Origin of the sequence: Vitreoscilla sp. C1 (genome assembly GCF_002951955.2) — a bacterium.
In the GTDB taxonomy this organism is placed as follows: domain Bacteria; phylum Pseudomonadota; class Gammaproteobacteria; order Burkholderiales; family Neisseriaceae; genus Vitreoscilla; species Vitreoscilla stercoraria.
In genome coordinates this window covers 1164828-1187349 of sequence record NZ_CP019644.2, presented here as the reverse complement: position 1 = coordinate 1187349, position 22522 = coordinate 1164828, and the positions used below count along the sequence as shown (strand labels likewise).

The following is a 22522-nucleotide window of genomic DNA, read 5'->3' as shown; positions in this document are numbered from 1 at the left end:
CCCATACTTGAAAAGGTGAAGGTAATGGAACTGCAAATTGAACACCGTTCGGGCGAACACCGTTGGGTGCTTTTGGATGCGGCACGGCACATTGTGGGTGAATTGAATTATGCTGTGACCAATGATGAGCATTGGCGCATTCGCTATGTGGAAGTGGAGCCTTTTTTTCAAGGGCGAGGTTTTGCCAAACGTTTGGTTGAAGCCATTTTTCAATACACATTAGGCAAAAGCATCAAGCTCAGCAGCTCATGCAGTTACGCAACGGCCATGTTGGCAAACAAACGCCACCGCAATCGTTAAACCACCATCTTGAGTGAAGATGGTTTTTTTTGATGTGAAAACCATGAAATTAATTGATTTTTTAGCTGCCAGCTCATTGGCGGCACTCTTTTGTGCGCCTTTGGCAGCGCAAGCACAACCTAAACTCGTTTCCAATCAGGCTGCCGTGACTTGGCAAGCGGCGACCATGCCACAAGCTCAGCAAATCTTATTGCCATCTAAGCAAACAGGCCGCACTTACCGCATTCAAACCTTGGCTGTTGGGGAAGCTCCTGCACAAGGTTATCAAACTGTATTTGTGTTGGATGGCGAAATGATGTTTCCTACAGCATCCACTGCTGCTTATACTTATTTGAATCACGCCCGTGACAATGGTGCCAAGCCTTTGTTGGTTGTGGGTATTGGTTATGACAATGGACAGTTGCTTGATATCCCGATGCGTTCACTTGACTATACGCCACCGATGCAAGCCAAAGGCAAAATTGTGCCGAGCTTGCCACCAAAAGGCGAAGCAGATTTGTTTTTGAACATGATAGAACAAGAGTTGATACCGCAATTACAGCAAAAATACCGCATCAATTCACAAAAATCAGCGATTTTGGGGCATTCTTATGGTGGCGTTTTGGCTTTGTATGCTTTGATGCAGCGTCCTGAAATGTTCAGCCATTATATTGTTTCCAGTCCTTCGATGTGGTGGAATGAGGGCAGTTTACAACATTTGCCTGATGGTTATTTTCAACTTTTATTGAAAGCCAAACAGTTGAAAAAAGTGCGCATGACTGTTGGTGAATACGAACAAGCGCCATCGCCACATGTGGATGCCAATGGAGAGCGGGCGCAAATTTTGGCACAAAAGCAAATGGTCAATAAGGTTGAAGACATGGGCATGCGTTTGCAAAACTTACAGGCCGCTCATTTGCAATTAGAGCAAGAGCGTTATGCAGGCGAAACCCATACTGGTGCCATGTTTCGCGCGACTTTAGATGGCATCAAATTTTTATACCAAGATTAAAACGGTGAACCACACATGACAACCACAATGGCAGACACATCCGTACACATTCAAGCTTTAAAAAAAATGCTGGCAGCCAATGAATTGATTGTAGATGAGCAAGACATGGCAGCGTTTTGCCTAGATCAGCGCCGTCGTTACCAAGGCAAAGTGTGGGCAGTGGTGCAACCGACTTCGGTTGCCAGTGTGCAAGCTGTGGTGAAATATTGTTTTGAACATGCCATTCCCATCACGCCACAAGGTGGCAATACCAGCATGTGTGGTGGCGCTACACCATCTGATGCGGTGGCAGGTTTGGGTATTATTGTGTCTTTAAGCAAATTGAACCGTGTGCGCGGCGTGAATGTGGCGGACAATTGCATTACCGTAGAAGCAGGGCGCATCTTGCAGCAAGTACAGGCCGATGCCGCAGCGGCAGGGCGCATGTTTCCATTGAGTTTGGCATCGGAAGGCTCGTGCCAAATTGGCGGCAATATTGCGTGCAATGCAGGTGGTGTGAATGTGGTGCGTTATGGCCCGATGCGCGACTTGGTCATGGGTTTGGAGGTGGTGTTGCCCAATGGCGATTTGGTCGAACAGCTCACGCCTTTACACAAAAATACCACAGGCTTTGATTTCAAACAATTGCTGATAGGCTCCGAAGGTACTTTAGGCATCATCACTGCGGCGACCTTAAAACTGTTTGCGCCTGTCAAAACCCATGTGACCGCTTGGGTGGGGGTGAATAATATTGAGGCGGCGGTATTGTTATTGCAAACCATGCAACAACATTTTGCCGAGCGTTTGAGCAGTTTTGAATTGATCAGCGCATTTGCTTTGGATTTGTCTTCTCAATTATTACAATTGCAACAGCCGTTACAAGCGCCGTGGCATGTGCTTTTAGAGTTGACTGATAGCACCGATAATTCTTTGCTGCAAGAGCAATTGATGCAAGTGTTGTGGGATGCTGAATTTGCCGAAGCGGTGGTGGCAGAGTCGGAACAACAGCGTGAACAATTGTGGTCTTTGCGTGAACACATTTCTGAAGCGCAACGCCATTTAGGTGCCAGCATCAAACACGACATTGCGATGCCCATTGGGCAAGTGGCAACCTTTATCCACCAATGTGAGCAAGTTTTACAGGCCGCTTATCCACAGGCGACTTTGGTGGTATTTGGGCATTTGGGCGATGGTTCTTTGCATTACAATGTTTTCATGGCCGATATTTTGAGCAATGAAGTTTATCAATATGAAACCGACATCAATGCTTTGGTATACGAACAAGTGTTTGCCGTTGGCGGTACGGTGGCGGCAGAACATGGTATTGGCCAACTTAAAACCCAATGGATGCCTTATATGCGCACCGCTCAAGAATTGGCATTGATGCAAACCATGAAACAAAGTTTGGACAGTAAGAATTTGTTTAATGTTGGGAAGGTTTTGCCTTAACATTCATCTTGATTCAAGATGTGTCATCACAGAAGTCATCAGCGTCCTGTAAACTTTACAGGACGCTGATGCTTTTTGACATGCTAAAAACATGCTCATACCAAGCACCGATTGGGCTATAATTGCGGCCTGTAAAGTCTGAATGTTTTCTCATGTCCGATCATTTGTTTAGCCCGCCACCGCTTGCCGTTTCACAATTGAACGCTTTGGCACGCCAATTATTAGAACAAAATCTGGCCAATGTTTGGGTCAGTGGTGAAATTTCCAATTTGAACCATGCCAGCAGCGGGCATTATTATTTTTCGCTCAAAGACCAACAAGCACAAGTGCGTTGCGCTTTGTTTAAAAGCTATGCCGATCGCTTGACCACACCTTTGCGTGAGGGCGAGCACATCGAATTGACAGGTAAAATCACTTTATACGAAGCCCGTGGCGAGTTTCAAATCAATGTCACTCAGCTGCGGTCTTCGGGTATGGGCACTTTGTTTGAAGCGTATGAGCGTTTGAAACAGCAATTGGCGCAAGAAGGCTTATTTGACGAGGCACGCAAACAAGAATTGCCTGCGCATCCACAAACCATTGGTATTGTGACCAGTACTGCGACAGCGGCTTTGCGCGATGTGGTGGCGACTTTGAATCGCCGCATGAGTGCCTTGAACATCATCGTGTATCCCACACCAGTACAGGGCAAAAGCAGCCATTATCAAATCGCCCAAGCCATCGCCACAGCCGATGCGCGCCAAGAAGTGGATGTGTTGATTGTGTGTCGTGGTGGTGGCAGCATTGAAGATTTGTGGGCATTTAATGAAGAAGTGGTTTTGCGTGCGATTGCTGAGTGTTCGATTCCGGTGATTTCAGGTGTCGGGCACGAAACCGATGTCACTTTGAGTGATTTTGCAGCCGATGTGCGTGCACCTACGCCCACAGGTGCGGCAGAAATGGTCAGCCCAGATGCGCAAGCATGGCGCCAATACATTGCGTCTTTACACAATGTGATGCATACCGCTTTGCAACGCCGTTACCAAGATTTGAGCCAACGCATTGATTGGTATGCGCGCCAAGTCAAACATCCCAATGAACGCATCGCGACCCAGCGCCAACAACTGCGCCAACAGCAGCAACAATTGGATTACAGCATGCAAAATTTGCTGCGCCAACGCACACAATACTTGCAATGGCAACAAGCTCAATTACAGGCCGCTGCTCCTAGCATTAAGCAGTGGCAGCAAACTTTGCAACAGCAACAACAATTGTTACAACAAGCATGGCAACAACAATGGCAAAACCAGCACCAACGCTTGAAACGCCAGCAAGTTTTACTAGAAGCATTGTCGCCGCAACAAGTCTTAGAGCGTGGTTTTTCTGTGATTAAAAATCGTCGTGGCAAAGTCATTACTTCTGCTGATGATTTGAAGTTTGGTCAACACATTGATATTGTGTTCCACAGCAGTGATGCCGCCGCTCAAGTGACTCGTGGCAGTCCGCAGCAAGGTTTATTTGATTAAATGCGTTCGTAATACTTTACATTTGTAAAAACCTTACCTATAATGCTTCTCTCTTCTGCGGATGTGGCGAAATTGGTAGACGCACTGGATTTAGGTTCCAGCGCCTTTGGTGTGAGAGTTCGAGTCTCTCCATCCGCACCAAAAACTTAAAAATGCACTCACTTAAAACTGAGTGCATTTTTGTTTTATCTTTTAAAATCAATAGTATAATCAATAAATCAGATGTTTAGGCAATCTCTGAAATTAATGCCATTTTAGGTATTTTTTGTTTTAATTTGTTCTCTTTTGTTATTCGGTTGCATCAAATTTGCATCAGGTTTTGCATCAGCAATTTTAATTTTTTTAGCATTGTGAAAGATAAATATGGCTACTATTGTAAACGGAAAATCGTCTTGTCACACTTAGTGCAATCGTTTTGTCACTCTAAAATCTAGCCGTGTGACAAAACGATTACTCCAAATCAGCATTATTTTCACTCAAATACTGTTTATACCATCTCTAATATTCAGCTTTTAAATCACTTTTAATACCCGTTTAATTCATATTGCACAAACTCTGTAATGGCTGTTGCCTTGCACCTTGTACGGCCTGATACAATTGGGCGCTTTCACCTTCGTTTAAACCATTATAGAAATCACGTTCTGCTTGCTCTTTGATTTGAGCGGTGGCGTTTTTGGCTGTTGGTGCTTTCGATTTGAGGTTTGGGTATTTTTGCCTCATGTACAAATCCAGCGTTTCCTGCTCTTGTACCGTACCTGCAAAGCTTGTGATCAAATGATTAACGCCTTGTACCCAGCCTAAACTGAATTCATCAAGCCGATACATCAGGTTTTTTTGCACACGAACACGCTTTAATGCAGTGTTTTTGTACTCGCTGCGTGCGGCACGCAATTGGCGTGATAAGACATCAAAAGCATAGCTTGCCAATTCAGAACGCTCTCCCAAACCTACAAAATGAACCCTAGATTTAGATTGATGGATTTTGAAGCACCAAGCTTTATCAATGTAATAACGGCATCCAAAAGCCTTGCCACACATCTGTACCAACAGTGCCTGCCAAGGGCTTGGTCTGTAGGTAAATGGCTTGTGTTGCTCGTTTACTTGAGCGCAATCCACATCATGCTCGGTCAGCTCAAAATCTCGCATTAAAGCTTGGGCTTGCTTCAAAGCCTGTGCAGCTTCATGTTCATTCGATGACTTGGCCAACGCTAAACATTTTTTGATTTTGGAGAGTACTTTTTGCTTGTCCATCTAACCAATTTCCCTTTTTGTAATATTTTTTATTATAAAACGAGTATTTTTGATAAAAAATAACGCAATTGTATAATATGTCTTTAACATAGCAGTTTTTAATTCAAGCCACTAAATATACTCATGACCACCGAATTGTTTGAAACTGAAAAATATACCTTTGCTATTTCCTACGATGCTAGTGATAGAGATTTAAACGTACATCGCATAGATGCCAAGACTTTGGGCAAATCTATTGAAAGTATGGCTATATTGATTGAAAAAGCGGATAAGATTATTCATGGCAATTCAAATAGTATGCATTTATATGTTTCTACTCCAGCTCAACCTGGTTCACTTATAGTCGAATTTATTTTAGAAGTATTAAATCCAATTAATGAACCGCCCCGGGTTTCTCGGAGACCTAACTTTCTGAGAGAATATCCGAATGAAAAATACTTACTCACCTGAAATCCGTCAACGAGCGGTTCGCCTTTATCAAGAACAGCGCAGTGAATATCCAACTCAGTGGGCCGCCACAGTGTCCATTGCCAGCAAGTTTGGCTGTACACCAGAAACACTGCGCACTTGGATTAAGAAGTTTGAAGCTGATCTGGCCGATAATGGGGCAGCGGCTGATCAAGCTCAACGCATTAAACAGCTCGAAAGAGACAATAAAGAGCTGCAACGCGCCAATGAAATTCTGCGCAAAGCTGCCGCTTTTTTCGCCCAGGCGGAGCTCGACCGCAAATAGGCGATTTGTTGGATTTTATTCATGAACACAAAATGGTGTATGGGGTCGAGTCAATTTGCCGAGTATTGCCGATTGCGCCATCCACTTATTATCGACATGCGCAAAGATTGAAACAGCCTGAATTGCGAGCCAAACGGTGCGTGTCGGATAAATGTTTATTGGCTCAAATCAACACTGTTTGGGAAGACAGCTTGTAGGTTTATGGTTACCGCAAAGTCTGGCACCATTTACAACGTGAAGGCGTTCAAGTTGCTCGCTGTACAGTTGCCAGATTGATGCGCAAACACAGCATACAAGGGGTTTGGCGGGGTAAAGGCAAACGCACCACAGTGTATGACCCAGAGCTGAAACGGGCTGATGATTTGGTGAATCGGCAATTTACTGCCAGTCGGCCAAATCAATTGTGGGTAGCAGATTTCACTTATGTATCTACCCATCAAGGCTTTGTGTATACGGCCTTCATCATTGATGTGTTTGCTCGACGCATTGTCGGTTGGAAGGTGGCAAAACGGATGGATACCGACTTGGTGATGGATGCATTGGAACAGGCTTTGCATGCCAGAAACAAACCCAAACACCTCATTCACCACAGTGACCGAGGCAGCCAATATCTGTCCATTCGCTACACCGAACGTTTACAGGCCGCTCAAGTGAAGGCTTCGGTCGGAACAACGGGTGATTCGTATGACAATGCTTTGGCTGAAACGGTGAATGGTTTGTACAAAACTGAGGTCATCCATCATCAAAAACCATGGAGGCGGATGATTGATGTTGAATTAGCAACACTAAACTGGGTGGATTGGTTCAATCATCGACGTTTGTTAAGCTCGATAGGTTATGTTCCACCAGCCGAATTTGAAATGGCGTATTATCGCCAATTGGAAGAGTCAGCCAAAGTGGCATGACTCAAGATAAACTGTCTCCGAAATACTCGGGTCGGTTCAGGTGGCGTCCTGTAAATAGTGACAGGACGCTTTTGAAGTTAACAATATTCATTTGTCCAATACCATATTTAAAAAGATTAAATTTGGTATTGGACAAATGCAATGAGATGACTTTATTGAAGCGTTTTCACATTTTTATCCACTTTTAAGGTATGGCTCTCATGAAAAATATGGGGCTTGCCCAATCATATCTTGCCCGATAATTGCAATGATCATGCAATTATCGGGCAAATTGCTTTTTAGCTAACTGTTTTTGTCAACGTCATCAAGAGTACATTGGCTGACCTGAAATTCATTGAGACTCGATATCAATATTTTAGGAGTTCTTTTTTGCTTTTCAAAATAAAAAACCATCAAGATGAAACATAACAGATTCAGCCAATCTACGAGGACAGAAACTTTGAAACAACCAATGACCGCATGGATACCATTATGGATTTTATTGGCAGTGTCTTATACTGCGCAGGGTCAAGAATCCAACAATGTGGATACTACACAAGCTGTAAATAATACATTGATTGGAGAAAATCCTTTTTTTTCGGATGCCAAAGTGTCGGTTTTGAATCGACATTATTATTTTAATCGTGATTTTCGTGATGGTGGTGCTAATCCATCGGGTACCAATCAATTTATTCCCATCAATCAACGCCATGGTTATCGTGATGAATGGGCTCATGGTTTGGTCGTAGACGCTCAATCTGGTTATACATCGGGGGTGGTGGGCTTGGGTGTGGATGCACAAGCATTAATAGGTATTCGTTTAGACAGCTCTGGTGCCAAAACAGGTACTGGTTTGATTCCGGTGGGAAAAGATGGACAACCGAGCGACACATGGAGTGAAGTCAGCGGTGCTGTCAAAGCCAAAGTGGGTGAAACAGTGGTCAAATACGGTACGCAAATGCCCAATACACCCGTATTGTCGGTACACAATGCCCGTTTACTGCCTGCGACAAGCAATGGCGTGTCGTTGGAGAGTAACGATATTGATCAATTGAACCTACAAGCGGGTTGGTTTACACATGTCAATGCCATCGACAGCACCAATCACGATGACCGTTTTAATACTGAATATGGTTTGGGTATCCACGCCAAACGGGCGGGTTATTTGGGTGCAACATACAAATTCACCCCCGATACCCAAGCCAGCGCGTATTACGGTCAATTGAAAGACGTATGGCATCAATATTATTTGCAAGGCAATCACACGTGGCGTTTGAATCATGGTCAGTTTTTGAAAGTCAATGGCGTGGGTTATTGGAATCGATCAACGGGTCAAGCGCTCGCGGGCGACATTGACAGTCGATTATTGGGAGCGAATGTCACTTATGGCAATGCGTTGCATTCGATTACAGCGGGTTATCAGCAAGTGTTTGGTGATGAACCTTTGGATGTGGTGGGTTTTCGTACCATAGGTGGCAATGCCAATTTTGCCAATGCAGGCAACGTGGCCATTTTCAATGAAGCCAATGAAAAATCATGGCAGCTGCGCTATGACTTGAATTTCAAAACCTTGGGTGTGCCGGGATTGACTTTTACAGGACGCTATATCAAAGGTTTTGATATGGACAATCGTGACAGCCAAAACGCGATGTATCGAAACGCTTTGCGTGGCTACACCTACAAAGACGGTGACAGCCATTGGGAGCGAGATTTGGAATTGCGGTATGAATTTCAACATGGCAAAGCCAAAGGCTTGAATTTGCGTATTCGCCAAGCGACTTTGCGTGGCTCAGCAGGCTATCGTTATGGCAATATGGATGAAATTCGCGTCATTGCAGAATATCCTTGGTCTTTATAGACAATAATGTCGTGTCAGTTAAGCAAGCGTCCTGTAAAGTTTACAGGACGCTTTGGTGTATGAGTGTAGCGATTATAAAAAATGGCGCAATTGCTTGGCGACTTCTTGCATCGGCATCAAACTGCGATGCATCACTTCTTCAATGGTGTATTGTTCTTTGCGAGCCACTGTATTTAAGCCTGCTATGACTTTGCCTGTTGAATCAAACACCGGGATTGAAAAACCAATAAAGCCCACTTCATGTTCTTCTACTGCCAAAGCCCAACCTTGATCGTGTACTTCACGTAAATTTTCTTTGAATTGTTCTATATCGGTGATGGTGTATTTGGTCAAACGACTGAATTCTGATTTAGACAGCCACTCGTTTAATTCAGCCTCAGGCATATGAGCCAAAATGACTTTGCCATTGGACGCGGTATGGGCTGGAATGCGGTTGCCATTGTGAATGCCATAAGGCAAAACGCGGTTTTTTTCAGCACTGGCCAAATAGCTGCATGCCAAAGTAATGACATCACTTTGGTCTAAAATCACTACTGCATGGCACATGCTGGTTTGTGCTGACAATGAATGCAGCAGTGGCTCTGCAATTTTGGGTAAATGAGCAGAACGCAAATAAGCACCTGAAAACTTCATCACCCGTGGCGTGAGCCAGAAAAAAGTACCATCTGTGTCCAAATAACCTAAATATTTTAAGGTTTTTAAGTGTCGTCTGACGGCTGTTCGAGTCAATGAGGTTTTTTCTGCGACTTGTGTGACATTTAAACGTTGGCGGTCATAGCCAAAACATTCCAATATTTCCAAGCCCTTGGCCAAACCTGCAATAAAGTCATCGTGGCGAATGGTTTCGTGAGTATGCTTATGTTTTAATTCCATATTTCTCATCTGTGATTTTCCTATATTGATTTTTTTATATTTATTTTGGTGGCGCTATGCACGATATCGGCAACAAATGTGCGGATATCGGACAGCCAATGATAACTGCATGTTGGTTTGTTGTGATGATTTACTTAGTATCTACACAGATGACAATGAATGCTTGAATCTGAGCTTTTTTAGCTTAAGTATTACAGCATTCTTTAAAAATCAGTAATGGGTTATAACAGTTATAAGAAAACAGCATCATCGAGCCAGATGGTGCATTCATTGGAGAATAGGCATGCGATTGAATCAAAAAGTAGCGATTATTACAGGTGCAGGTGCGGGTATGGGACAAGCGGAAGCCATTGGGTTTGCCCAACAAGGTGCCAAAGTGGTGGTGGCTGATATGAATCTAGAAGCTGCAACAGCGACGGTTGAAGCCATTCAAGCCGAAGGCGGTGATGCCATTGCGGTTGTGGTGGATGTGACCCAATTTGAAGATTTACAACAATTGGTGGATACCACGGTAAAAACTTATGGTCGTATTGATATATTGGTCAATAATGCGGGCATTTTTGATTATTACACCAACAGTTTGGAAACTTCTGAAGAGTTGTGGGACAAAATTTTTGCGGTGAATGTGAAATCTATTTACCAATTGAGCAATTTGGTATTGCCACACATGTTAGAGCGCCAACAAGGTGCCATTGTGAACATTTCTTCGGTGGCGGGCATTGTGGCGCAAATGGGCGGCGCTGCTTATACCGCTTCCAAACACGCTGTTTCTGGCTACACCAAACATTTGGCGGCAATTTATGGCAAAGAGGGCATTAAAATTAATGCTATTTGTCCAGGCACCATTCGCACACCTATGACGGCTAAAATGTTGGAAACCCGACCAACGAATAAAATTCCATTGGATCGATTTGGTGAAGCACATGAAGTGGTGGATTTGGCGATTTTCTTGGCCTCAGATGAAGCCAAATTTATGAATGGTGCTTTGGTGCCGATTGATGGTGGTTATACCATGGTCTAGATCTCTTCTGTCATTGATGGCAGTTTTGCCACTACTTCGGTAGTGGTTTTTTTATGCTTTGAATCAGCCTGATTTCAGGCGGTCTGTAACCATATTGACAGCGTGTTTGGTCATTTTTTGAATATGTTTTGCAATAACTGAAAAAATGAGCTGGATGTTGGATGCCAATCATCCCAATCACAGAATGTGCGAACTGGGTAACACCCATCCGAATATCGGATTTATTTGATTGTGCTCACCTATGAAAAGTGGTGTTGCTATTTTAATCTGTTTTGACCTTGTTTTGATGAGGTTGGAAGTGATGTTTGGCACTTTGACGATATCTTTCTAAGCTTCATGGAGCCTGCTTTGATGGCAAGTTTGTGTATTGCTAGCAAAGTATTGTGTTATGGCAATACAGCATTTGAATGAGAAACCTAATTACAAAATAAAACCGCTTAGGCGAGTAGAGGAGAAATCATGGCAATCAAATTAAATGGTGCAACGCGTTTGTATTATGTGGTGGGAGATCCGATTGCACAAGTGAAGTCCCCGCAAGGTGTGACCGAATGGATGCAACAACAAGGCTTTAATGGCGCATGTATTCCTGCTCACGTGGCACCGAGTGACTTGGAAGACTTTGTAAAGCATGTCAAAACAGTACAAAACATTGATGGGGTGATTGTGACGGTGCCACACAAAATTGCTTACAAAAATTGGTGCGATACGGTGTCTGAAGAAGCCGCATTTTTAGGAGCGGTCAACACCATACGCAAAACTGAAAACGGTTGGCATGGCGATATGTTTGATGGGCAAGGCTATGTGACGGCCATTTTGAAAAAAGGCGGTGAACTTCAAGACAAAAATGTGTTGTTGGCAGGCGCAGGGGGTGCAGGCAGTGCGATTGCTTATTCATTGCTTAAAGCAGGGGTGACCAAATTGGCGATTCATGAACAAGATGTTCATCGCCGTGATGACTTGATTTTGCGTTTGCAAAGCCTGAATTTGGCCGAAGTCGTTGTCGGTAGCGAGGACCCAAGTGGTTTTGATGTGGTGATCAATGCCACGCCAACTGGTATTAAAGCAGGCGATGCGTTGCCATTTCAAGTGGACAAATTGCAATCTGGCATGTTCGCAGGCGATGTGATTACCCAGCCTGAAGTGTCGCCCTTTATTGAAGCGGCGCGCGCTATTGGTTGTAACAATATGATTGGTTTGGACATGTTTGCAGAAGTGCGCGATTTGATGGTGCAATTTTTGTTGCAGCAAGAAGAGGCCAATATATGAACCGTTCTTTCTCGTTATCATTTTTGACCATACAAGAAGCCAGTGCTGTGGAGGCGGTGAACATTGCCGCTCAGGCAGGTTACGATTTTGTGGGTTTGCGATTGTTGCCTGCTGCCGCAGGTGAGCCACATTATCCCATTTATGATGATGCAAGCGTCCTGAAAGAAGTGCAAGCGGCATTAAAAGACACAGGCATTAAAGTGTCTGATGTGGAAATTGTGCGTTTGAAAGACAACTATGCCGATGAAACATTTAAGCCATTTTTGGAACGTGCTCAAGCTTTGGGAGCGGTGCATATTTTGGTTGCAGGGGACGATACCGATACAGGACGCTTAAAAGACCATTATGCTCAGTTTTGTGCTTTGGCCGCATCACATCAATTGACCGCTGACTTGGAATTCATGCCGTGGACTGCGGTGAAAAATTTAGCGCAAGCGCGTGAAATAGTCGAGTACAGCCAAGCTGACAATGCTGGCATCTTGATTGATGCTTTGCATCTGGCTCGCTCCAATAGCGCTTTGGTAGAAGTGACCGCTTTGCCTAATCAATACATTCATTATATTCAGTTGTGTGATGCTTTGGCTCAATACGATGCCAGCGATGAGGGTTTGATGTCTGTGGCGCGTACAGGTCGCTTATTGCCCAGCAATGGTCAATTGGATTTGCTGGGTTTGGTGCAAGCCATTGACCCAAGCAAAACCATAGGTTTGGAAATTCCCAATGCGCAATTGCTGCAGCAATACTCTGCTTTAGAGCGAGCACAAATGGCGATTCATCAGGCGCGAATGTTGTTAACCGAATCGACGATAGGGGCATCATGATGGTAACCGCCCTGAATTCACCAATGCCGCAAGAGGTTGATGTGATTGTGATTGGCTCAGGTGCCAGCGGTTTGGCAGCAGCAGTGACCGCAGCTCATGCGGGTTTAAAAGTGTTGGTGGCAGAAAAAACCAATGTTTTGGGTGGCACCAGTGCTTACTCAGGCGGTTGGTTGTGGATTCCATTTGCGCCACATGCCCAAGGTCAAAACACAGGTGACAACGAAGCTGATGTCACAGCTTATTTGCAAGCGGTTTTGGGTGAACGTTATCAAAAAGACATGTTGTCGCATTACTTGGTAGAAGCGCCGAAAATGTTGGCATTTTTTGAACAACATACTGCGGTCAAATTTTTGCCAGGCAATGCAGTGCCTGATTTTTTTGGTGAGTTGTCAGGTGCGAAAAACGGTTGGCGTTCGGTGGTCGCAGCGCCATATGATGCGCGCCAATTGGGTCAAAATTTGGCTTGGTTGCGTCGTCCTATTTATGAAACCACATTGTGGGGTATGGGTATCGCCTCTGGTGTGGACATGAAGCATTTTCTTAACAGCTTTCGTTCGGTGAAGTCGTTTTACTATGTCGGCAAACGTTTGGGTCAATATGGGCAGGATTGGCTGCGGCATGGTCGCAGTCAGCAATTGGTCAATGGCAACGCTTTGGTGGCACGTTTATTGGAATCGGCTTTGCGTGTGAATGTGCGGTTTTTACGCAATGCTCAAGCGTGTGCCATCGAGGCATTACAGGACGGCTTATCTCAAACTGTTAGATTTCAAACGCCACAACACAAGGGCAAGTCACTGTTCGCGCTCGCAAAGCTGTGGTGTTGGCCGCAGGTGGCTTTGCGCATGATAAGGCGCGCCAAGCGCAATTGTTTAAGCATGTGAAAAATGGCACGCCGCACCATTCTGCTGCGCCACTGAGTAATACTGGAGACGGTTTGCGTTTGGGTGAAATCAGAGGTGGCAGTGTCGATGACACTCAAGCTGCAGCAGGTGCTTGGGCTCCGGTTTCTTTGGTACCACAGGCAGATGGCAGTTGGGGACGTTTTCCGCATTTGGTCGAGCGAGGCAAACCTGGTTTGATTGCGGTCAATGCACAAGGCAAACGTTTTACCAATGAAAGCGGACCGTATCACACTTTTATCCAAGACATGTTGGCAGCGATTGAGCCTCATCAGCGTGCAGTGGCATGGTTGGTTTGTGACCATGTCTTTATCCGTCGATATGGTTTGGGCGCGGTGAAACCATTCCCACTTTCACTAAAACCTTGGTTGCAAAACGGTTATTTAAAGCGTGCGAACAGCTTGAGCGAGTTTGGCGCACCAATGTGGCATAGAGTCCATGCAATTTGAAGCGACTATGCGCACTTATAACCAGCATGTGCAATTTGGTCAAGACCCAGAGTTTGGGCGTGGTAGTAATTTGTATCAACGTGCACAAGGTGATGCCTCGGTTGGCCCTAATCCTTGTTTGGCAAGCATTGCTCAAGGTCCTTTTTATGCTGTGGAAATTGTCCCTGGCAGTTTGGGGACGTTTGCTGGTTTGAAAACCAATCAATATGCACAAGTTTTAGATATTCAAGGTCGTGCGATTCAAGGTTTATATGCGGTGGGTAATGACATGAACAGTGTGATGGGTGGGCATTATCCCAGTGGTGGGATTACTTTAGGACCGGGAATGACATTTGGCTTTGTGGCGGCAAATCACATTGTAGCCCAAGCTTAAGGATAAAAAATGGAACACAAAACAGTAGATTTGTTGGTAATCGGTGCTGGTGCAGCAGGGATGACTGCAGCATTAACGGGTCGCATGGAAGGCTTAGATGTGTTGTTGTGCGAAAAGCAAACCCAAGTAGGTGGACTCACTGCCACTTCTGGTGGAACGACTTGGGTGCCAGGTACACATCTGAGTGTGAAGGCAGGTGTACCTGATAAAGTGGAAGACGCACGCACATTTTTAAAAGCCGTGATGGGCGAGCGTGGTGGTGAACATTTGCGTGAGGCATTTTTGCGCTCGGGTCCCGCTATGGTGTCTGAATTGGACAGCAAAACCGAGGTGAAATTTGCAGCAGCCTTGGCACACCCAGATTATATTAAAAACCAACCTGGTGAAGCGTATGGCGGGCGTGCTTTGGCACCTGTGGCATTTGATGCGCGAGTGTTAGGTGAGGATTTTGACCGCGTGTTGCCACCGCGTCCTGAATTTATGGGTTTGGGTGGCATGATGGTCAATCGCAATGAATTAACGGCTTTATTGCGTCCTGTAAGCTCATTTGGCAATGCCAAAACCACGTTGAAAGTGGTGGTTCCGTATTTAAAAGACCGTTTGAAATACAAACGCGGTACACGTTTGGTCATGGGCAATGCTTTGGTCGGACGATTGTTATACAGCTTGAAAAAATACCAAACCGAAATATGGTATGAATCGCCTTTGAAAGAATTGTTAATGGAGAATGGCAAAGTCGTTGGTGCTTTAATGGATACCCAAGACGGTATCCAGCGTGTCATGGCGAGAAAAGGGGTGGTTTTGGCAACTGGTGGGGTGGCGTGGAATCAGAAATTGCGCCAAAAATACTTTCCTATCGGCACAAGAGATTATTCGTTGGCACCCAAATCCAATACGGGTGATGGTGTGAGCCATGGTTTGAGCATGGGTGCCCAATTAGACAACGAAACCCATCCTGTGTTGTGGTTTCCGTGTTCGACCTTACAAAAGGCAAATGGGCAATTGGCGGTATGGCCGCATTTGATTTTAGATCGATCTAAACCTGGTTTGATTGCTGTGAATGCGTCTGGCAAACGCTTTGTGAATGAAACAGACTCATACCATGACTTTTGTATTGGGCAATTGGCTGCCAATGAAAAAACCCCAAGCTTGCCCGCTTATCTGGTGTGTGATGATGATTTCATTCACCAATATGGTTTGGGCTTGGTGATGCCGGGTGCTAAAAAATTGAATGCGTATTTGAAACAAGGTTATTTGGTGCAAGCGCCAACCATCCGTCAGTTGGCAGAAAAAATCAATGTTGATGCCAGCGAGTTGGAGCAAAGCGTCATTCGCAACAATGCTTATTCCATTACAGGCTTGGATGAAGAGTTTGGGCGTGGTATGGGCAAGATGAATCGCTTTAATGGCGATGAAAAAATGAAACCCAATCCGTGTATTGGTCCGATTTTGCGTGCGCCGTTTTATGCGTTGGCAGTCAAACCAATCGATTGTGCCAGTAGTGTGGGTTTGGCTGGCGATGAGTTTGGGCGTGTGTTGAATGAACAAGGCCATGTGATTACCGGACTGTATGCGTGTGGCAATGATTTGGCATCGATTTTTAAAGGTATTTACCCCGGACCTGGTACGACAATTGGACCTGGTATGGTTTTTGGCTGGCGTATTGCCAAACATGCTGCGGGCACATTGACCGCTTGATAATAAAGGGAATCACAATGCATTTTTATGAATTAGCAACTTTGGATATTCAAATGGGTAAAGCTGCCGATGTGGCAGTGGGTGTAGAAAAATTTGTGGATGAAGCACTTACAGGCCGCTTATTAGGGGTTTGGTACAGCGATATTGGTGTTTTAAATCAGGTATTGGTATTGCGTGAATTTAAAACTTTAGACGATTTGCAACAAGAGCGAGCACGCTTTAAACAAGCCGCCGATCCGTTTTATGCCAAAGAATGGTTGGAACATGTCAGTGTGGATTCTTACCAAGGTTTTCCATTTTTGCCAGAAGTGGAGGTGGGGGCATTTGGACCTGCTTATGAAATTCGCACCTACCACATGAAGCATGGTGGTTTGCCACACGTGCATGCTGCGTGGGAGGCGGCATTGCCTGATCGTACTGAGGTATCCAAATTAACGGTGGTGATGAGCAGTTTGGATGGCGAGCCTCGTATTGTGAATATTTGGCCGTATGAATCGGTGAATCAACGTTGTCAAGTACGCGCTGATACTGTGGCACAAGGCATCTGGCCACCTAAAGGTGGACCACAATGGTTGACCAATGACATGGCATCTTTGATGGCATTTCCAACTAAGGTTTCACCTTTGCAGTAAAGGCAGATAGATGACAAGCAAAAAGACCACGCTGGGCGTGGTCTTTTTTGGTCTTTGCACGAATAACGTTATCGCGTGACGTACATCGCACAAAGCGACAGTCATCCCTATTTGCACAGAGCAGCATTAGCCCTAACCTTAGCACAATCTTATTAAAGCTTAATAAAAAATCAAAAGGAGAGTGTAATGTCATTGCAAAACAATGTTTTGGGCGTGGATGCGTTGTGTGATTTGGTCATTATTGGTTCGGGTGCTGGTGGTTTGTCTACCGCTATTACCGCTACCAAACGTGGCTTGAATGTGATTGTAGTAGAAAAAGAGGCGGTTTATGGCGGTACCACAGCATTTTCGGGTGGCGTTTTATGGGTGCCCAATAACCCACATGCCCAAAAACAAGGTATCAATGACAGTCGTGAAGCGGCAGTCAAATATTTACAAAATGAAGCGGGTGAATATTTTGATGCCGAAGCGGCAGCTGTTTTTTTTGAAAATGGCCCCAAAATGGTTGAATTTTTTGAGCGTGAAACTTCAGTGAAGTTTGTACCCACGCTATACCCTGACTACCATCCTACTGTGGAAGGTGGTGTAGACATTGGTCGTTCGATTTTGGCTGCACCGTTTGATATTCGCGAATTGGGTGATGAAATGTCACGTTTGCGCCCACCATTAAAAACAATCACCTTTATGGGCATGATGTTCAATTCATCCAATGCTGATTTAAAGCATTTCTTCAATGTGACCAAATCTCCAGTGTCATTTGTGTATGTTGCCAAACGCTTGGGCATACACACCAAAGAATTGGCTCTGTATAAACGTGGCACCAATGTCACTTCAGGCAATGCCTTGGCCGCTCGTTTGGCCAAATCCGCATTTGATTTGAATATTCCGATTTTCACTAATACCGCAGCCAAAGAGTTAATCATTGAACAAGGCAAAGTGGTTGGTTTGGAAGTCAAATCAAATGGCCAAAACCGCAAAATATTCGCCAAGCACGGTGTGGTGATTGCCAGCGGTGGTTTCTCGCATGATAAAGAACGCCTGAAAAAAATGTATCCACATGTTGCCAGTGGTGGTGAACACTTCTCACCTGTGCCAACAGGCAATACCGGCGATGGTTTGCGTTTGGCTGAAAGTGCGGGAGGTCGTGTGAGCACTGAGTATGCAGACAATTCAGCATGGATGCCTGTATCGCGTGTGCCAATGAAAAATGGAGGCTTTGGCGTGTTTCCACATTTATTGGACCGTTACAAACCCGGCATTATTGGTGTATTGAAAAATGGTCAGCGTTTTTGCAATGAATCTGAATCTTATCACGATGTCGGCGCGGCTTTGATGCGGGCGTGTGCGGGTGAAAAAGAAACCGCTATGTGGTTGGTTTGCGATGCCAAAGCCTTGGCGAAATATGGCTTGGGTTATGTGAAGCCTGCACCTTTGCCACATGGCAAATTCATCAAACAAGGTTATTTGTTTAAAGGCGCAACTTTAGAAGCGTTGGCACAAACCATCGGCATGGATGCACAAGGTTTACGCCAAACAGTTGAAAACTACAATTTACATGCCGTTCATGGTGAAGACCCACAGTTCAATCGGGGTACTACTTCCTTCAATCGCTATTTGGCCGATCCTGAAAACCAGCCCAATCCATGCGTGGCACCTATTTCTCAAGGACCGTTTTATGCGGTGAAAGTGTATATGGGCGATTTGGGTACGTTTAATGGCATTGAAACCACGGCTGTGGGTGAGGTGATGGATGCTGACAACCAAGTGATTGAAGGCTTGTATGCAGTGGGTAATGACCGTAAGAGCGTGATGGGTGGCAATTATCCAGGTGCTGGCATTACATTGGGGCCGATTATGACTTATGGCTATGTCACTGGCAATGTGATTGCCGATAAAGCGCAGATTCAACACTTACAGGACGCTTCTGTTGAAGCTTAAATTGGAACCATAAGGAATAAAAAAAACATGAACGAACAAAAATATCCAGTGGTTGATTTACGCTTTTATCACATTGCACCACGTGGCATGAATGAGTTTTTAAAACATTTCAATGAATTGGCGATGCCTTTATTGATGAAGCATTTGGGGCAACCTGTTGGATTTTATACCACCACCATCGGTACATTAAACCAATTTGTACACATTTGGGAATACGAAAGTTTGGCAGATTATGAGCGCCGTAGCACGGCTCGTGACAGTGATCCTGAGTTTTCAACTTACTTGCAAGCAACAAAAGGTTTGGTGGTATCACAACACAATCAAATCATTAAAAAAGTGGCAATGAATACCAAAATTTAAGCCGCATCTACAAATGGAGAAAAGGAGTAGTAACGATGAATAATCAGAATGTGATTGATGTCCGTGAGGTCATCAATGCCGAAAAAATCAGTGGGCTACAAAAACTGGTGGTCTTTTTTTGTTGTGCCATCATTGCCATTGACGGTTTTGATGTGGTGGTCATGGGCTTGTCTGCGCCACAAATCATTCAAGAATGGGGTGTGTCTGCCACAGACATGGGACCGGTATTGAGTGCGGCTTTATTTGGTTTGGCCATCGGTGCGTTGACTGCAGGACCTTTGTCTGATCGGTTTGGTCGCAAGTGGGTTTTGATTATCAGTGTATTCTTTTTTGGACTGATGACATTGGTAACGGCTTTTGCGCAAGATGTGACTCAATTGGTGATTTTCCGCTTTTTAACAGGCTTGGGTTTGGGTGCTGCTGCGCCCAATGCCGCTACCTTGGCTGCTGAATATGCCCCTGTGCGTCGCAGAGCCTTTTTTGTGACTATCGCTTATGCAGGGTTTTCATTGGGTGCAGCAGGAGGTGGTTTTATTTCGGCATGGATGATTCCTGAGTTTGGCTGGCGTAGTGTGTTTGTATTAGGTGGCATCTTGCCGTTGGTATTGTTGCCATTCATGATTTTAAAAATGCCTGAGTCTTTGTCTTTTTTGGTTGCTAAAAAAGGCAATCCTAAAACCATCCGCTCCATTGTCAACCGTATGATTCCCAATACCGCCACAGAAAAACACACCTATACTGTTGGACCGATTGCAAGCAAGCAAAAAAGTGCGTTGGGTATTGTGATGTCTAAAGAGTACCGCTTGGGCACTTACATGTTGTGGTTAAGCTATTTCACTGCCTTGTTCTTGATTTATTTGTGCAGCAGTTGGCTGCCAACCATCATCAAAATGAATGATTTCACCATTTCACAAGCAGCAATAGTGACATCTATTTTTCAAATTGGAGGACCTATTGGTAGTTTGTTCTTTGGTTGGGCGATGGATAAGTTCAAACCACATGCCGTTTTGATTAGTGGTATGTTGGTGGGCGCGGCAGCTACTTATGCATTGGGTCAATTTGGTCACAATTTGGTATTGTTATCTATTTGTGCATGGATTTTGGGCTTTTGTTTCAATGGCGGCTCTGTGGGTATGTCGGCTTTGGCAACCAATTACTACCCAACCGAAGCGCGTGCTACGGGTGCTAGCTGGATGAATGGTATTGGTCGATTCGGTGCAATTTTAAGTGCATTTGCTGGTGGTTATATGATTACACAAGGGTATTCATTACAAACCATGTTCACTTTATTGATGATTCCAGCATTGTTGGCAGGTTTGGCCATCTTTATTAAAGGTGCTAAAGCCAAAGAGGTATCAGTGCCATCTCCTGTGACGGCTCAAACACAAACTGAGGTTTGATTTAGCATGATGATAAAAGCCTCATTCTTTGTATAAGAGTGAGGCTTTTGTATTGCAGCAAGCGTCCTGTAAACATTAAAAGGAGCAATATCGTGGTTTAAAACTGACAAAATGCTTTTTTAAGGATGTAGTCATTTCTTTTGTAAAGTCAGAATCATGGTAAAAAAATTCGTGTCATGATTCAATATTGATATTGTCTAAGAATTTAGTTTCGATCATGTTGAAGTCTTGCATTGACCACACTATGCCAATCGTATGTGAAGTGATTGGATAGCTGCAACATCTGTCTCGTATATTTTTAAGGATGGTAACCATTTCACGATTGGTTCGGCATTAATGACCGCTTAAGCGGTCATTTGTGAGTCAGATTGTTGATATAAAACCTAGCAGTTTTAAAATAGTAACCCCATGATATAGTGTAACTATCTTACTTAATGCCACAAAAACCATACACTTGTCGCGCTAACCAAGTCGTTTTATCAGGTTTTTGAGTATGTTCCTTGGCATCTGCAATTTTTAATAATTTGTACATCGTATGAATTCCTGTCCAACGCAAAGGCTCAGGTTCCCATTTGGGATTGATGAAATTATTCCAAGGCAAACGATTCAATGCCGTATCTTGTTTCAAAATGCGTGAACACAAAGTTCTTGCTGCCAAATTGGTTCCTGCTACACCGCTGCCGCCAAAACCATAAACACTGCCTATTTGGGTATTAGAATCATAACTAACGCTTGGACACCAATCTCTGGTTAAACCGAATGAACCCCGCCAAGAGTGCTCAATTTTCATTGGAAAATATGGGAACAATTGCGTTAAACGACCATATAAAAAATCTAAAGTAGGGCGATCCAATTCACCATGACCCACTGTCTGAGAGTTATATTGATAAGGCTTGCCACGACCACCGATGACAATACGATTATCCTCAGTGCGTTGCGCATAAAAAAACAAATGTGATGCATCACTGAATAATTCACGACCGTGCCAATTGGCTTGTTGCCAAAATGAGTCTGGTAAGATTTCTGTTGCAATGACAGAGGAGTTCATTGGCACCACTTTACCAGAGTGCACCAATGCTTCAGTGTATCCTTCAGTACAACACATCACATGGTCGGCCTGAATATGAAAACCAGCCACTTGAACATGCTTGGGACTGAAACCGCTCACTGGAGTATTTTCATACATGAATACGCCCAACTGAGACAAGACATTTTTCAAGCCAAATGCCAATTTTGCAGGTTGAATACGAGCACCTTTGCGATACCATAGACCTGAATCAGCATGGGCAACGTTGATTTTTTCCTTCACTTGTAGCCCTGTGAGCAAAACCATATCATCAGTATCAAAGCCTAAATCCAAATCATGCTTGTAAGTTTCACGTAAACGGTAACTTTGGGCGCGATTGGTCGACATAGTTAACATTCCGCCTTCATATAAATCACAATCAATATCTTCTAGCTGACAAATGTGTTTGACTTCATCCACCGTTCGAGTGATTTCTTTCTGAAACAAACGCACATCATCCAAAGAAGATCCCGATTTTTGAAATACAGAACTTAAACCCGGCATATGCGATGAAAGCCAACCGCCATTGCGTCCAGATGCTCCATATGCAATTTGATTGGCTTCAAAAATAGCAATACTCCATTCCGGCTGGGCTTTTTTCAAATAATATGCCAACCATAAGCCTGTAAAACCACCTCCAATAATGGCAACATCAAATTGACTTTGCCCATGCAAAGGTGGCGGTATTTGAGCATCTTGATAATGACCATTGGAAACGGCTGATTTCACCCAAAATGAAATATTATCTTGTTCTAACATGTGTATGCCTTATTCGA

20 protein-coding genes, 1 tRNA gene, 1 pseudogene and 1 other annotated feature are annotated in these 22522 nt (G+C 44.4%); of the genes and pseudogenes, 19 read left to right on the top strand and 3 right to left on the bottom strand.

Annotation, left to right across the window (positions count from 1 at the left end; genetic code table 11):
• Positions 1-24 precede the first annotated feature (24 nt).
• The 5 genes from ADP71_RS05800 (at position 25) to ADP71_RS05780 (ending at position 4365) form a co-directional block, all read left to right on the top strand.
• Positions 25-300 carry a GNAT family N-acetyltransferase gene (locus ADP71_RS05800; RefSeq protein ID WP_019957757.1) on the top strand — a complete coding sequence of 92 codons (276 nt, stop codon included), beginning with the start codon at positions 25-27 and terminating at the stop codon, positions 298-300.
• 43 nt (positions 301-343) lie between these two features.
• The gene (locus ADP71_RS05795) at positions 344-1291 is read left to right on the top strand and encodes an alpha/beta hydrolase (protein ID WP_171460972.1); all 948 of its coding nucleotides are present in this window, start codon (positions 344-346) and stop codon (positions 1289-1291) included.
• Positions 1292-1357: 66 nt separating this feature from the next.
• Entirely contained in the window at positions 1358-2719 is a 1362-nt protein-coding gene (locus ADP71_RS05790; protein ID WP_104931708.1) for an FAD-binding oxidoreductase, read from the top strand.
• A 152-nt stretch (positions 2720-2871) separates the two neighbouring features.
• Complete coding sequence (gene xseA, locus ADP71_RS05785; RefSeq protein WP_019957760.1) at positions 2872-4224, top strand: exodeoxyribonuclease VII large subunit; 1353 nt, start codon at positions 2872-2874, stop codon at positions 4222-4224.
• Between the two features lie 57 nt (positions 4225-4281).
• Positions 4282-4365 (top strand) — tRNA-Leu (locus tag ADP71_RS05780).
• A gap of 393 nt (positions 4366-4758) precedes the next feature.
• Here ADP71_RS05780 and ADP71_RS05775 read toward each other — a convergent pair.
• The gene (locus tag ADP71_RS05775; protein WP_104931707.1) at positions 4759-5475 is read right to left on the bottom strand and encodes a DUF2786 domain-containing protein; all 717 of its coding nucleotides are present in this window, start codon (positions 5473-5475) and stop codon (positions 4759-4761) included.
• A gap of 123 nt (positions 5476-5598) precedes the next feature.
• Here ADP71_RS05775 and ADP71_RS05770 point away from each other — a divergent pair, with 123 nt between their 5' ends.
• The 3 genes and pseudogenes from ADP71_RS05770 (at position 5599) to ADP71_RS05760 (ending at position 8950) form a co-directional block, all read left to right on the top strand.
• On the top strand, positions 5599-5925 hold the full coding sequence (locus tag ADP71_RS05770) for a hypothetical protein (protein WP_104931706.1): 327 nt from the start codon (positions 5599-5601) through the stop codon (positions 5923-5925).
• Positions 5903-7113 (top strand): annotated as a pseudogene (locus tag ADP71_RS05765) (IS3 family transposase). The gene ADP71_RS05770 and the pseudogene ADP71_RS05765 overlap by 23 nt, the downstream one beginning before the upstream one ends.
• Positions 6172-6288 (top strand) — a sequence feature (AL1L pseudoknot). Its footprint overlaps the pseudogene before it by 117 nt.
• Positions 7114-7552: 439 nt before the next feature.
• Entirely contained in the window at positions 7553-8950 is a 1398-nt protein-coding gene (locus tag ADP71_RS05760; protein WP_171460971.1) for an OprD family porin, read from the top strand.
• Positions 8951-9022: 72 nt separating this feature from the next.
• Here the strand turns inward: ADP71_RS05760 and ADP71_RS05755 are convergent, their stop codons facing one another.
• Positions 9023-9823, bottom strand: coding sequence for an IclR family transcriptional regulator domain-containing protein (locus tag ADP71_RS05755; protein ID WP_019957823.1), 801 nt, complete (start codon positions 9821-9823; stop codon positions 9023-9025).
• A 283-nt stretch (positions 9824-10106) separates the two neighbouring features.
• On the opposite strand from ADP71_RS05755, the gene ADP71_RS05750 reads away from it, so the two are divergent.
• The 11 genes from ADP71_RS05750 to ADP71_RS05710 all read left to right on the top strand — a co-directional run bounded on the left by ADP71_RS05750 (position 10107) and on the right by ADP71_RS05710 (position 20680).
• Positions 10107-10844 (top strand): SDR family NAD(P)-dependent oxidoreductase, encoded by a 738-nt coding sequence (locus tag ADP71_RS05750; protein WP_019957824.1) that lies wholly within the window; start codon positions 10107-10109, stop codon positions 10842-10844.
• Positions 10845-11303: 459 nt separating this feature from the next.
• Positions 11304-12110: a shikimate dehydrogenase family protein gene (locus ADP71_RS05745; protein ID WP_019957825.1), complete on the top strand. Its 807-nt coding sequence runs from the start codon at positions 11304-11306 to the stop codon at positions 12108-12110.
• Complete coding sequence (locus tag ADP71_RS05740) at positions 12107-12931, top strand: sugar phosphate isomerase/epimerase family protein (protein ID WP_104931703.1); 825 nt, start codon at positions 12107-12109, stop codon at positions 12929-12931. The genes ADP71_RS05745 and ADP71_RS05740 overlap by 4 nt, the downstream gene beginning before the upstream one ends.
• Positions 12928-13812 carry an FAD-dependent oxidoreductase gene (locus tag ADP71_RS13100; RefSeq protein ID WP_216604049.1) on the top strand — a complete coding sequence of 295 codons (885 nt, stop codon included), beginning with the start codon at positions 12928-12930 and terminating at the stop codon, positions 13810-13812. Before ADP71_RS05740 ends, ADP71_RS13100 begins: the two co-directional genes overlap by 4 nt.
• Entirely contained in the window at positions 13746-14279 is a 534-nt protein-coding gene (locus tag ADP71_RS13095; protein WP_216604047.1) for an FAD-binding protein, read from the top strand. The genes ADP71_RS13100 and ADP71_RS13095 overlap by 67 nt, the downstream gene beginning before the upstream one ends.
• A 7-nt stretch (positions 14280-14286) precedes the next feature.
• On the top strand, positions 14287-14652 hold the full coding sequence (locus ADP71_RS12950; protein WP_216604045.1) for an FAD-binding protein: 366 nt from the start codon (positions 14287-14289) through the stop codon (positions 14650-14652).
• A gap of 9 nt (positions 14653-14661) precedes the next feature.
• Entirely contained in the window at positions 14662-16350 is a 1689-nt protein-coding gene (locus tag ADP71_RS05730) for an FAD-dependent oxidoreductase (protein ID WP_171460970.1), read from the top strand.
• A gap of 17 nt (positions 16351-16367) precedes the next feature.
• Complete coding sequence (locus ADP71_RS05725) at positions 16368-16982, top strand: NIPSNAP family protein (protein WP_171460969.1); 615 nt, start codon at positions 16368-16370, stop codon at positions 16980-16982.
• Between the two features lie 186 nt (positions 16983-17168).
• A complete protein-coding gene (locus tag ADP71_RS05720; RefSeq protein ID WP_171460968.1) occupies positions 17169-18920 on the top strand; it encodes an FAD-dependent oxidoreductase in 1752 nt (583 codons plus the stop codon).
• Between the two features lie 27 nt (positions 18921-18947).
• On the top strand, positions 18948-19280 hold the full coding sequence (locus ADP71_RS05715) for an NIPSNAP family protein (protein ID WP_019957831.1): 333 nt from the start codon (positions 18948-18950) through the stop codon (positions 19278-19280).
• Positions 19281-19315: 35 nt separating this feature from the next.
• Positions 19316-20680, top strand: coding sequence for an MFS transporter (locus tag ADP71_RS05710; RefSeq protein ID WP_019957832.1), 1365 nt, complete (start codon positions 19316-19318; stop codon positions 20678-20680).
• Between the two features lie 427 nt (positions 20681-21107).
• Here ADP71_RS05710 and ADP71_RS05705 read toward each other — a convergent pair whose 3' ends face one another.
• On the bottom strand, positions 21108-22505 hold the full coding sequence (locus tag ADP71_RS05705; RefSeq protein WP_171460967.1) for an NAD(P)/FAD-dependent oxidoreductase: 1398 nt from the start codon (positions 22503-22505) through the stop codon (positions 21108-21110).
• Positions 22506-22522: the final 17 nt, after the last annotated feature.